Genomic DNA, 13,894 nt, shown 5'->3' on the forward strand with positions numbered 1-13,894 from the left:
CTATTCATCAGTAAGCCGTTTTACAATCCATGGTAAGGTAAGGCCCTGGCCAATCAGGGTAAACAACACTACCACAACCGAGATAAATATAATGGCATTGCGCTCGGGGAATGGACTGCCATCAGCCAGAGTAACCGGCAATCCAATGGCAATAGCCAATGATACAATTCCTCTCATGCCCGACCAGCTAATGATCAAACTGCTTTTAAAATCAAGCAGCGCGTCTATAGTTATTTTATGCTTCCCCTTTTTGAAGGCATTTTGCAGATTTACTTTTTGAAGAAAAACCCGCACCATTCGTAATATCAGGGCAACAACAGTAATCAGGAAGGAGTAACCCACGTATGGCCATACCTGTGCCTTTGGGATGTTTTTGATTACATAAGGGAATTGCAGGCCAATGAAAATAAAGATCAATCCATTCAGCAAAAAAATGATGATATCCCAGATTGATTTAGACTGCTGTTTCAATTTTTCAGGGAAAACCTTTGCGCTGAAACGGGCAATGCTCAGTCCCAAAACCACTACCGCTATAACGCCCGATACGTGAAAGTGCTCGGCTACAAGATAGGTTACAAAAGGCATCAGCAACAAAAAGCTAACTGTCACCATATCGTTTTTATGTACCCGTTTAATAATGAATGCCAATATTTTTCCCATGACCAGTCCAGCAACAAAGCCGCCGGCCATCAATATAAAAAACTCCAAAGTCGCCTTCCAGAATATAAACGCGGCGCCTGTTACCGCAGCAACTGCAAAACGATAAGCAACCAGCGCCGAGGCATCATTCACGAGGCTTTCACCTTCTAAAATGGTGTTGGTATTATGCGATATGCCAAGCCCTTTGGTAATACTCATGGCAGCAACAGCATCTGTAGCCGAAAGAATGGCACCCAATACAAAAGCCAGCGGCCAGGTCATGCCGGGTATCATGAAATGCGCTACTACCGCAATGCCGGAAGCTGTAATAAATACCAATGAAATTGCCAGCGTACCTATCGTATTGATATTGGTTTTAAACGTTTGATAGGATATGTTAAAAGCAGCGTCGTACAACAGAGGAGGTAAAAATATCAGGAAAACAATTTCGGGGTTAAGCTCGATATCCGGGATAGACGGAATAAAACCCACAGCTATTCCGGCTACGATAAGTAAAATAGGATAGGGCAATTTTATATTATCGGCAATAGCCGACAGGCCGATCATGATAGCGAGGATAAGTATAACTATGGTGTAGTTTTCCATAAACAGCTACGCTTTTGTTGAATAGTATAAACAGGTACCATAGCCAAGATAAATGAAAAGTTTGGGAAATTGTTTTTTTCAAAACACTTCAAAAGGCGGTCGTAAATTTTTGAGTGGATAACATGATATATTGTTAAGGCAAGATAGTACAGGATGCCAAATCATATCTAAAGCTTTAGTATTGTTTAATTATAAACTTAACAGCTTTTTCCGGGTACAAACTCATTCATCCGGCTTTAACAGTCCGGAAGTATAAAGCTTTATAAAACAAAATATCTACCTGATGCAAAATGTCTACAAAAGGGCCATCCTAACATTGCTTGTGGTCAACGCAATTGGTTTTGGTGCCCAATGCTTCGCCCAAACCAAATCGCCTAAAACCGATCCACTTTACAGTGGCTTTAAAGCCACTCCCGACTCTGTACAAACCAGTGTGTACTGGTATTGGATCTCCGGGAATGTATCAAAGGAAGGTGTTGTTAAAGACCTTGAATCGATGAAAAAGGTTGGTATTAACCGGGCCTTTATTGGTAACGTTGGTTTGGATGAGATCCCGTATGGCAAGGTGAAAATGTTTTCGGACGAATGGTGGGATATTATGCATACAGCACTTAAAACGGCTACCAAACTCAAAATAGATATCGGTATTTTCAATGGCCCGGGTTGGAGCCAGTCTGGTGGGCCATGGGTTAAACCCGAACAGTCTATGAGGTACTTGACTTCGTCAAGCATAACAGTTAAGGGACCTATCATCCTTGATAAAAAGTTGGATCAGCCCCAAAAGCAATTTCAGGATGTAAAAGTGATCGCTTTTCCTGCTCCGGCAGGCTACGGTGAGCAGATGACAAGCTCATTTATCAGTTCCTTACCTGTTGATGTGCACGCTAATAACCTGATGGATGGCAATGAAAACACGGTGTATACCATCCCCAATGATCCAAAGCCTACAGTAACTATTGATGCCGCCTCACCTTATACGGCACGCAGTTTTGTTTTTTACCCTGCGCATAAAGAGTTGAGGTTTGAGGGCGATATCCAGGCCCGCGACGCTGCAGGTAGCTATCAAACCATTAAACACTTTGTGGTTGACAGGAGCAATACCAATTTAAATGTAGGTTTTAGCCCTTACTCGGTTGCGGCGGTATCTATTCCGGCAACAACCAGTCAAAGCTTCAGGATCGTGTTCAGTAATGGCTCGCAGGGTAGTGATATAGCCGAGCTTAAAATTTCGGCATCGCCCAACGTAGAAAATTATGCCGAAAAGACCCTGGCAAAAATGTTCCAGACACCGCTTCCGTACTGGAAAGAATATCAATGGAAACCTCAACCGGCGGTTGATGATCAGCAATATGTGATCGATCCGCAAAAGGTTATAGATATATCAAAGTATATGCAGGCCAATGGTACCCTGAAGTGGAATGTACCTGCCGGCAATTGGATCATTATGCGTACTGGAATGACGCCAACGCAGGTTACCAACGCCCCCGCACCACCCGAAGGCCGCGGGCTTGAGATTGATAAAATGAGCAAAAAGCATATCGCCTCGCATTTTGATGCTTTCCTGGGTCAAATCATAAAACGAATTCCCACGGCCGATCGCAAAAGCTTTAAAGTAGCTGTTGAAGACAGCTATGAAACCGGCAGCCAAAACTGGACAGATGATATGCTCAAAAACTTTAAGGCTAAATATGGCTACGATGCTTTGCCTTACCTGCCGGTACTAAATGGCAGCGTAGTAGGCAGCCAGGATCAAAGCGACAGGTTTTTATGGGACCTGCGCCGTTTTGTTGCCGATAGGGTGGCTTATGATTATGTTGGTGGCCTGCGTGAGGCCAGCCATAAACACGGACTTACCACCTGGCTCGAAAATTATGGTCACTGGGGCTTTCCCGGCGAGTTTTTGCAATACGGCGGCCAGTCGGATGAGATAGGTGGAGAGTTTTGGAGCGAGGGGGATCTGGGTAATATCGAAAACCGGGCGGCTTCATCGTCGGCACATATTTATGGTAAAACCAAGGTTTCTGCCGAATCATTTACCTGTGCAGGAGGCCCGTTTTCGCGTTATCCGGCTATGATGAAACAACGTGGCGACCGCTTTTTTACCGAGGGGATCAATAACACCCTGCTGCATGTGTATGTAACGCAACCCGCTGATGATAGGTTGCCCGGAGCTAATGCCTGGTTTGGTAACGAGTTCAACCGTAACAATACCTGGTTTTACGATATGGATATGTTTATCAGCTACATCAAACGCTGTAATTATATGCTAAGGCAGGGCAATTACGTGGCCGATGTGGCTTATTTTATAGGTGAAGATGCCCCAAAAATGACCGGTGTTCGTGATCCGGAGTTGCCACAGGGTTACTCGTTTGATTATATCAATGCCGAGGTACTGAATGGCCGGGCAAAAGTTGTAAACGGCAAACTGATATTGCCAGGGGGCATGAGCTATAAGCTTTTAGTATTACCTAAACTGGCTACCATGCGACCTGAATTGCTGAAAACTATCACCAAGCTGGTTAACGACGGCTTGGCTGTATTAGGCCCAAAGCCGGAGTGTTCACCAAGTTTACAAGACTACGGTACGGCCGATGCTGAAATCAAGAAAATGGCTTCGGCACTTTGGGGTAATATCGATAGTGTTTCGGTAAAAACACATCGGTATGGTAAAGGGATAGTAATTAACGGTATGGATACACAACAGGCGCTTGATCTGCTTAAAGTTGTCCCTGATTGTAAGTTTAATACAGTTGGTCAGGCTTTATTTATCCACCGGAAACTGAACGATGGGGATATGTATTTTGTATCCAACCAAACTGCACAGGATATTGACATCAATGCCGCTTTCCGTGTACAGGGAAAAGCACCTGAACTTTGGGATGCTACAACAGGCAGCAGCCGTAACCTGCCCGATTATAAACGGGAAGGGGCTATTACAACCGTGCCTTTAAAATTAGCGGCCTATCAAAGCGCATTTATCATTTTCCGGAAACCGACCACAGCCATTTCAGCAAAGGGCGAAAACTTCCCTGATCAACAGGTTTTGGTCGACGTAAATACCCCATGGCAGGTTACCTTTGATCCGAAAAGATGGGGGCCGGCAAATCCTGTTACTTTTGATAAATTAATAGACTGGACATTAAGACCCGAGGATGAGATTAAATACTATTCGGGATCTGCTGTTTATCACAATACGTTTAATATTGCAGAGATCGAAAAAGGTAAACATCTGCTGCTTGACCTTGGCCAGGTAAAAGCCATGGCCAAAATAAAAGTGAACGGCATAGCGGTAGGCGGCGTTTGGACAGCTCCATATCAGCTTGATGTAACCAGGGCACTCAAACAAGGCGGTAACACCGTAGATATTGAAGTGGTAAACACCTGGGTTAACCGTTTAATAGGCGATAGTAAGTTACAACCTAATGAACGCCACACCTGGACAACCGTTAATCCTTACAAGTCCGAAAGCCAGCTTGAAGCTTCGGGTTTGACCGGGCCGGTTACTGTTAGGTCGGTGGTTTATTAAGAGAGTATATAAAAACAACCATGTCATTGCGAGCGAAGCGTGGCAATCGCACGGAAGCATATCCGCCCTGTATAGCAAGCGATTGCTTCGTTGTTCCTCCTCGCAATGACATGGTTTTTACTCTTCCAATGCCTTTTTTAAGCAGTATCGAAGAATTTAAAATACATTATCACGTGAAGAAAACCCTATCCATACTCATATTAATCCTTGTTGGCGTAGTCTGCAAAGCGCAGAAGCTTCCACCTGTTTTTGACGCCAAACGGTCTGCCGAAGCACAATCAACAGAAACAGTCAGGAAATATCTCTCGCCAGTCCGCATATTGTGGAAATCGCCGGATGCGGCTTCCAATATCACCAATGCCGAAAAACTACTAAAGCAAGGTACCGGGCAGGCCGATCTATCGGGTAACGACCTTTGCATTCTCCAAAGTAACGATAAAGGGAAACCCGGTTTACTGCTTGATTTTGGAAAAGAACTGCATGGTGGCCTGCAATTGGTGACCGATCAGTCCAGGGGAGGAAAGCCGGTAAGGGTACGCATTCGTTTTGGTGAATCGGCAAGCGAAGCTATGTCCAATATCGACACCATAAAAGGCGCCACTAATGATCATGCCATGCGCGATATGATAGTATCGCTGCCATGGCTGGGCAAACTGGAAATTGGCAACACCGGGTTCCGTTTTGTACGGATTGATTTGGTTGATGATAACAGCCAGCTGAAATTAAAAGAGGCGAGGGCTATTTTTATTTATAGGGATATTCCTTACCTGGGCTCGTTTAAATGCAGTGATACGTTGCTTAATAAGATCTGGCTTACCGGGGCTTACACCGTACACCTGAATATGCAGGATTACCTTTGGGATGGCATCAAACGCGACAGGCTGGTTTGGGTAGGGGATATGCATCCCGAAACATCAACCATTGCGGCTGTTTTTGGCGATAATCCTGTTGTTCCTAAAAGTCTTGACCTTGCCCGCGATATTACCCCACTGCCAGGATACATGAACGGCATGGTATCCTATTCTATGTGGTGGATCCTGATTCAGCGCGATTGGTATATGCATACCGGTAATCTCAAGTATCTGCAACAGCAAAAGGCTTACCTGGTTAAGTTACTAAACCTGTATGCCGTACAGGTTGATGCCAATGGCAGCGAAAAGCTTGACGGAGCAGGTAGGTTTTTAGATTGGCCATCCAGCGAAAATAAGCCAGCCATCCATGCCGGTTTACAAGCCATGCTGGTTATGACGCTGAATGCAGGGGCCGAACTTTGCAAAGTTTTGAACGACCCGGCCACCGCCAAAAAATGCGAAGCTACCGTTGCAAAACTTAAAACTAACGTTCCGGATGCAGGAGGTTCAAAGCAAGCCGCCGCTTTATTGGGGCTATCAGGTCTATTGCCTGCTCAAAAAGCCAATGAGATACTTTCGGCTGGCGGGGTACATAATTACTCAACCTTTTTTGGTTACTATATGCTGCTGGCCAAAGCTAAAGCGGGCGATTACCAGGGTGGGATTGATGCTATCCGCAATTTCTGGGGCCCAATGCTGAACCTTGGAGCCACCACATTCTGGGAAGATTTTAATATCGACTGGCTGCCCAACGCTTCGCGGATTGATGAACTGGTGCCCGAGGGCAAAAAAGATATCCATGGCGATTATGGCGCTTATTGTTACAAAGGTTTCAGGCATAGCCTGTCACATGGCTGGGCGTCGGGGCCAACACCCTGGTTAACGGAGTACGTACTTGGTGTAAAGGTAATGGCTCCGGGTTGCAAGGTGATTAAAATTGAACCTCATTTAGGAGATTTAAGCTTTGCCGAAGGCACATATCCAACACCATACGGTGTAGTGAGGGTCAGGCACGATAAACAGGCTAACGGGAAGATAAAATCAACCATTAAAGCTCCTGCCGGGGTTAAAGTAATTCAGTAATATTTATCGCTGCGGCTGGCAAAAGCGTAAAGTATTGCCATCAATATCGGTAACATAAAACTCGCGCGTTCCCCAGGTTTGGTCGGTTGGCCCCTGGTGAACGGGTGAATTTTCTTTTCCTGAAGTATCAAGTCCTCGGGAAACGTAGCGCTTAAACCTGCTGTCTACATCATCAACCCAAACATTTACCACCGAGCCAAACAGCCGGTCGCTTTCATACGCTGTTAGCTGTAGTTCCCCAAATTCATTGATCAGGTCAACAACACCGTCATCGGCTGTTTCCTCAGGATATTTTAGCCTAAAGTCGAGCACATTGGTATAAAAACCGACAGCCTGCTTCAGGTCGCGGCATTTAAAAAGCGGGATCATCTTCATGGTATTAAATTTACGGTTTTTAATGGATAGCCAGTTTAGTAAATGCTTGTGTTTTTATGTGCCCGGTAGTATCTGAGGTGATTAAAAATAAGGCCTTGTTTACACTTTAACCTGCCGTATGTCATACCCGGATCATTAATTACCGGCAACAGTAAAATCGACCAAATTATCAGCCTTTTGTACATTTTTTACTGGCGATTAACTCGCATTTTTGTATTGTTAAAGGAGATTAAAGTAGTGAAAATGAGGTTGAATTTAAGTGTGTAATAATTACACTAAGATGAGGCTGTTTTTTAAGAAACTCAGTAAATTTATGGTAGAAAAACAAGGCAAATAAAGCCGGGATATTTTTTTCAAAATCAGTCTTTTCCTGCTTCACCTGCCTGTAAAACGATTATAAATATTAAATATCATGACAAGCATAACATCCAACGGTGATAAAAAAAAGATAGTAATAGTTGGCGGTGGCTTTGCCGGTCTTAATGTTGCCGAGCAGCTATATAAAAATAAGCACTATGATGTAACCCTGGTTGATAAAAATAACTACAATTATTTTACGCCGCTGCTGTACCAGGTAGCAACCAGCTTCCTTGAACCATCAAGTATTAGTTATCCTTTTCGTAAATTATTCAGAGATAAAAGGTTAAGCTTTAGGATGGCTGCTGTGGTTAAGGTTGATCCTAAGGCAAAGATATTGTATTTAACAGATGGAGAGTTGCCTTATGATTACCTGGTATTTGCAGCCGGGGCCAGTACCAATTTTTACGGCATCGAAAGCGTTAAGCAAAATGCTATATCATTGAAAGAAATTGACGACGCGTTGTATATGCGTAACAGTCTTATTAAAACAATGGAAAAGGCAGCCATTACTACCGATACGCTTGAACGCCAAAAGCTTTTAACCATAGTTGTTGCAGGTGGTGGCCCTACCGGTGTAGAAGTGGCAGGTATGCTGGCTGAAATGAAAAACTATATCCTTAAAAAGGATTACCCTGAACTGATTAATGCCAGGGGTAAAATTTATATAGTTGATGGCGGCCCCAATTTGCTTGCCCCCATGAGCGAAAAAACGCACAAAGAAACACGTCAGGCGCTTATTGATTTGGGCGTTGAAGTTAAGTTAAATGCCCATGTAAATGATTTTAGCAATGGTGTGGTAACATTTGCCAACGGCGAAACGCTTGAAGCTAAAACCCTGATCTGGGCAGCAGGTATCATTGCCAATACCTTTGAAGGTATACCCGCCACAAGTTTGGGTATTGGCCGCCGAATGATAACTGACGAATATAACCGGGTGAAAGATCTGGAAGATATCTATGCCATAGGCGATATAAGTATACAGATGACTGATCCGGTTTATCCTAAAGGTCACCCGCAGCTGGCGCAGGTTGCTATACAAATGGGTCGGAATACAGCTAAAAACTTTATGGCGATGGCAAAAGGCAAAAACATAAAGCCATTTAAATATTTTGACAGGGGCGATATGGCTATTGTTGGCCGGCATAATGCCGTTGTTGACCTGTTTAAGCATAAAGTGCACCTGAGCGGTTTTGCCGCGTTGTTTGTATGGTTATTTATTCATTTGATATCATTAGTAAATTATAATAATAAAATTAAAACATTGTATAACTGGGCTGTGGCGTTTTTGACAAGAGATCAGGCTTTAAGGATGATATTCAGAGGAGGGAAAAACAATACGGATTAATAATTATTAGCTAAATTAAATTATTGATAATACTTATTATTAGATATTAAATCCGAATTGCTTATTACATTTGCCCATAAATGGGGCAGTGCCTTATTCAGGTAGCTGCCCCATTTTTTATTTAAAATTATATGTCATATAAATGCAGTTTTTGCCCGCTAACTAAAATAGCTTAACTTAAGTTCGCTATTATATACCTGACCTTGCCTTTTTATATACAATGAGAGTTAATTTTATTAACGGTTTAATTTTACGCTCGGCTGCTTTGTCATACAGGCAAAAGCTTGGGAAAAATAGTTTACTTACTTTATGGAATAACAGGCTAATAAAGGAAAGTATTTATATAGCAAGCAAATCGCTTTATAACGAACTTGACATTTTGTTTGCAGGCGACGCGTCCCATGCCAAAGAAGCTCAATTATTATCAAGTTTTTATAAGTACATGGCGCGCATGGCAAACAGGGCCACGCCGTTTGGTTTGTTTGCTGGTTGTTCGTCGGTTTATTGGGGAGAAATCAATAAGGTAAAACTTTCGGCAAAATTCAGAAAGTATACTGTGCCTGATGCTGTGGTGAGCTTCTCACTCGCCAAACAAATTGAAAGCGCCAATGAGCTATTGGCCGGCTATAAGCTTAATAATACACTTTATAAAGTGGGGGACGATTTACGTTTTATTACTTATCAGATTATTGATGATCAAAGAATTTACCAGGTAAGTGCGCTTGAAAGTAACAACGTGCTTGATGAGATAATTAATGTCATTGGCGATGAAATATGGAACAAACAGCAATTGCTGGAAAAGTTTCCGGATTTTGAACAGGATGATTTTATTGCCTTTATTGATGACCTTATAGAAGGGCAGTTACTAAAACCGGCGTTTGAACCGGCAATAGGTTACGATTTTCCTGTCTTTTTGCAAAAAACGGACGATGCCGGGTTAAATAATACCGTTAATGAATTAATAAATCTGATTAACGAAGTAAATAATTATCATCCTGATAACCCAAACTGGTTTTCGTTTTACACTCTCATCGAGCAGCTTACTAACCATATAACCGGGCGCGAGCTCAAAGATCAGATCCACATCACCAGGTTTAATGAGCTGAACGAGCGGGAGCTTGATAAATCGCTCCAATGGAAAATAGGAAAGGGCATCGCTTTATTGAATAACCTGAATCCGCCGGTGCCCAATAAAAGGATAGAGCAATTTAAGAACAGGTTCAGGAAAAGGTATGAAGAACAGAGTGTGCCGCTTCTGGAGGCATTTGATACCGATACCGGAATTGAATATGGGCAATGGTATGAGCATGAAACCCTTTTTACTGAAGGCTTGTATGCAGGGAGTGAGGGCGCTCCTTCGTGGGTAGATTATACAGAGATTGATTTTAAAATGCTTGACCTGCTCAATCGTGCCAAAATAGAGAAACAATATAAGGTTATTATCCCCAATAATTTTGTCAAAGAGCGGAGCACAGATAACCTGCCTTTTTCTATGTGCGCGCTTTTCCAGGTTTTTGATAATGATCTTTTATTTCTTGAAAGGGTTACTGGTCCGGGAGCCTTAAGCATGATAGCCCGGTTTGCCATGGGGGATGCTGAAATATATAAAACAGGTTTGGATATAGCAACAAAAGAGGCTGATAACAGTCCCGACGCGATGTTTGCCGAAATAATTCACATGCCTGAGGAGCGCATCCTGAACGTTATGATGCATCCGCAGTTTTGGCCTCATGAACTGGCTTATATTGATGACGCTAAAGGTAAATCAGTTTTGCGGCTTGATGATATTTATATCAAGCTCGAGCAAAACGTATTTAAATTGTTTTCAAAAAAACATCAGAAGGAAGTGATTCCGAGATTGAGCAGCGCTTACAATTATAACCGGTCGCAACACCCTATTTATACCTTTTTGTGCGATATTCAACATCAGCGCGGTAACGGAAGCCTGAGTTTTAACTGGGGAGCGCTCGCAAATGATTATGTGTTTTTTCCGCGGGTTGAAACCGGCTTTGGCCTCATCCTGCACCGGGCTACCTGGAAGTTTAACCCAGCCATTTTAGACGAGCTTTGCAAGGCCGAAAAATTCACAGATAAATTTTGCGATCTGTTTGGTAGCTTTAGTAAACAATGGCTGCTACCCGACAAATTTTATATTGTAAAAGGCGATAATGAATTGCTTATTGATACCGGAAATGAGATAAGTATGCAGGTACTTTCGAAAGAAATAGCAAGGCAAGCCCCGATTTTGATTTTCTCCGAATGTATTCATCTTGAGCATGAGGCTGTTGTAAAGGATGCGGAAGGAAACCCTTACATGCATCAGTTTGTAGCGCCCTTTCATTTCGACAGACCATTAACTCCTCCTTATTTTCAATATGTAGAAAATACGCTGCAGCGAAACTTTTTTCCGGGCAGCGAGTGGCTTTTCATCAAGTTATACCTCAGTAGTAATATTGCCAACGAGGTGTTGTTAAAGCTTGATGAGTTATTAAATTACTCGGCTGAGATTAAAATAAAACAATGGTTTTTTATCAGGTACCATGATCCTGATAACCATATCAGGGTAAGGGTTAACCTACTTGATGAAGTTGATTTTCAGGAGGTTTATCTGGCCATACGGGAGGTGCTGTCGCCATTTTTATTAAGCGGGCAAGTTCATGTTGTGCAACTTGATACTTACGTGCGCGAGCTGGAACGTTACGGGCACCAGATTGAACAGGCTGAGGGGCTTTTTTGCATCGAAACTGCGTTTTGTTGCAATGTATTCAGGCTGCTTGAAAGTAACCGTTATGATACTGAAGACTGGCTCCTGATTTTTTGGCTCATCAAAGATTATCTTAACCTGATGAGTGCAGACCTTGCCGATCAGCTGCAATTTGTTGAGCGACAACAGGCTTACTTTTTTACCGAGTTTGAGGACAAGGCAGTTAAAATACAGATTGACCAGCTATACAGGAAATATCATGGCAGCTTAAATAACCTGCTATTGGCGTATGATGACCTGCTTCAGCAAAAAAGGAAACGGGTTGAATTGTTGCTTCAAAAGTATAACATCAACTGGAATGCCAAGTTTTTAAGCAGTATAATCCATATGGCCGTTAACCGTTACTTCAGTACACAACAACGCCTGCATGAGTGCATCCTTTACGGGTTGCTTTTAAAATTTCTCAAATCGGAGAAAGCCAGAAGGGGGAAACCATAGTCTATTTAAACATTTTGTTATTGAGCAAAGCAAAAAAGCCGTCGCGGTAAGTAACCCCAATGGGAACTTTTTCTTTGAGCTTATCAAATATTACCATGTTGCCGTCTATCGCTTTGATGCGCTTTAAGGCTATGATATATGATTTATGGGTACGTGCAAAATCTTCCTGCGGCAGGCTGTCGGCCAGGGTTTTCATGCTTACCAGCGAAATGTGTCTTTCTGTTTCAGTAAAAACCGAGCAGTAATTTTTAAGCCCCTCAATGTAAATTATATCGTCAAAGTTTATCCTTACAATTTTACCACGATCTGTTTTCAGGTAAAACGAATCGGATTTAGGCTGCATGTCAACTACTTGCGATGGTTTGTTTGCTGCAAGTAATAAAAGTTTATCAAGTGCCTTTTGCGCGGCCTGCAAAAATCTGTCAAAGGCGAAAGGCTTGAGCAGGTAATCAAGTACATTGTTCTCGAAACCTGCAAGTGCAAATTCACTAAAAGCGGATGTTATGATAACTTCAGTATTTTTAGGCAGCATCTTAATCAGGTCGATGCCCGAAAGTTCGGGCATATTTATATCAAGAAATATGAGGTCAACTGCCGATTCTTTCAAATACAATAACGCCTCTATCGGATTTGTAAAGGTTTGAGTAAGATTAATAAAGGGCACTTTTGATATAAAATCGCTTAAAATATCAATGGCGTAAGGTTCGTCCTCAACTATAATGCAATTAATTACTTTCATGATATCTTAAAGGCATAATAAGTTTACACTCATAGCTATTATGTGTTTCAGTTACCAATAGTTCATATCCATCACGGCCATACTCATCCGTTAATCTTTCGCGGATATAATTCAGCCCTATCCCGTTTGATTGTACTTTATTTACGCTGTTATTGTTTTTATAATTAAGCGAGTAAAAATGCAGTTTTCCATCTTCAACGGTAATGTTCAAGACCGCCTCTTTAGTATTTTGATTGAAAATGCCGTGCTTAAACATGTTTTCGATAAGCGTAATTAAAATCAATGAAACTACCCTATACGGCGTTAAAACGTTTTCGATATTGATGTTCATAAAAAAAGCTTTGCTCCGGCTTTCATGAATTTTTATGAAATCTTTAATGTAGGCCAGTTCACTTTCAAGACTGCTGTATCCATCCTCATTTTTAGTTAAGGCATAACGCATGATATTTGATAATGTAATAATTGACTGCCCAACCTCCGGAAGCTTTTTATAAGTTTCAGCATATAAAAATCCCAGGGTATTGAATACAAAATGCGGGTTGATCTGTGATTTTATTACATTTAGTTCTGCCTGTAGTGCCTGTTTTTCTAACTTTTGTTGTTGCTCAAGCATTTGCACTTTTTCAAGTCTGTGCTGGGCGGCCTCCCGCTCTTTTAATATTACTTCTCTCGCGAAGCCATAAGCTGCGCCCATCGCCGCGAAGTAAATATTGCGCATAACAAAAGTTAGAATGCGATTAGGAGTTCCGTAAATTTTAAATGAGCCATGCTGAAAAATGATAAGCGAAAATGCTTTCAAGTAGGCAGCTAATACAACTATCAACACCGAAACAACAAAGCTTGCGACTACTAATAGCAATTTGTTGTTGATTCTTCTTTTTAAGAATTTGTAACCGGCCCCAATAGCATAAAATATTCCGGCATTAATCATGAAAGCAACAATAGTACTAAGAAACTCCACTTTCATGCCGGCGAAGTAAGCAATCACCTCTTCATAAAGCAGATAAACAATCCAGAAAATCAGGTGCTGAAATATTGCCTTTTGGGTTTTCTTATTCACTGTAAAAGTCCTCTTGTTATTTTTTTTCGTCACGCTTAAATGCCGCTTTGGTCATTCGGAAACGGGCATTGGTACTAATTTTTTTCTCTGTAAAAGGCTGTTAACCAC

8 protein-coding genes are annotated in these 13,894 nt (G+C 42.1%); 4 read left to right on the top strand and 4 right to left on the bottom strand.

The features are described from left to right. Entirely contained in the window at positions 1 to 1,245 is a 1,245-nt protein-coding gene (locus DUL71_RS04930) for a Na+/H+ antiporter (RefSeq protein ID WP_114937002.1), read from the bottom strand. A gap of 283 nt (positions 1,246 to 1,528) precedes the next feature. On the opposite strand from DUL71_RS04930, the gene DUL71_RS04935 reads away from it, so the two are divergent. Next, positions 1,529 to 4,771 carry a glycosyl hydrolase gene (locus DUL71_RS04935; RefSeq protein WP_114937003.1) on the top strand — a complete coding sequence of 1,081 codons (3,243 nt, stop codon included), beginning with the start codon at positions 1,529 to 1,531 and terminating at the stop codon, positions 4,769 to 4,771. A gap of 173 nt (positions 4,772 to 4,944) precedes the next feature. After that, positions 4,945 to 6,705, top strand: coding sequence for an alpha-L-rhamnosidase-related protein (locus DUL71_RS04940; RefSeq protein ID WP_244228703.1), 1,761 nt, complete (start codon positions 4,945 to 4,947; stop codon positions 6,703 to 6,705). Between the two features lie 3 nt (positions 6,706 to 6,708). On the opposite strand, the gene DUL71_RS04945 is transcribed toward DUL71_RS04940, so the two are convergent. Beyond that, a complete protein-coding gene (locus DUL71_RS04945) occupies positions 6,709 to 7,080 on the bottom strand; it encodes a VOC family protein (RefSeq protein WP_114937005.1) in 372 nt (123 codons plus the stop codon). Between the two features lie 412 nt (positions 7,081 to 7,492). Here DUL71_RS04945 and DUL71_RS04950 point away from each other — a divergent pair, with 412 nt between their 5' ends. Both DUL71_RS04950 and DUL71_RS04955 read left to right on the top strand, forming a co-directional pair. After that, positions 7,493 to 8,785, top strand: coding sequence for an NAD(P)/FAD-dependent oxidoreductase (locus DUL71_RS04950; protein ID WP_114937006.1), 1,293 nt, complete (start codon positions 7,493 to 7,495; stop codon positions 8,783 to 8,785). Between the two features lie 220 nt (positions 8,786 to 9,005). Beyond that, the gene (locus DUL71_RS04955; RefSeq protein ID WP_114937007.1) at positions 9,006 to 11,987 is read left to right on the top strand and encodes a lantibiotic dehydratase; all 2,982 of its coding nucleotides are present in this window, start codon (positions 9,006 to 9,008) and stop codon (positions 11,985 to 11,987) included. A gap of 1 nt (position 11,988) precedes the next feature. Here DUL71_RS04955 and DUL71_RS04960 read toward each other — a convergent pair whose 3' ends face one another. Then, the gene (locus tag DUL71_RS04960) at positions 11,989 to 12,726 is read right to left on the bottom strand and encodes a LytR/AlgR family response regulator transcription factor (RefSeq protein ID WP_114937008.1); all 738 of its coding nucleotides are present in this window, start codon (positions 12,724 to 12,726) and stop codon (positions 11,989 to 11,991) included. Next, positions 12,713 to 13,786 carry a sensor histidine kinase gene (locus tag DUL71_RS04965; RefSeq protein ID WP_114937009.1) on the bottom strand — a complete coding sequence of 358 codons (1,074 nt, stop codon included), beginning with the start codon at positions 13,784 to 13,786 and terminating at the stop codon, positions 12,713 to 12,715. Before DUL71_RS04965 ends, DUL71_RS04960 begins: the two co-directional genes overlap by 14 nt. Positions 13,787 to 13,894 lie beyond the last annotated feature (108 nt).

This window comes from Mucilaginibacter endophyticus, from assembly GCF_003351025.1.
GTDB lineage: Bacteria > Bacteroidota > Bacteroidia > Sphingobacteriales > Sphingobacteriaceae > Mucilaginibacter > Mucilaginibacter endophyticus.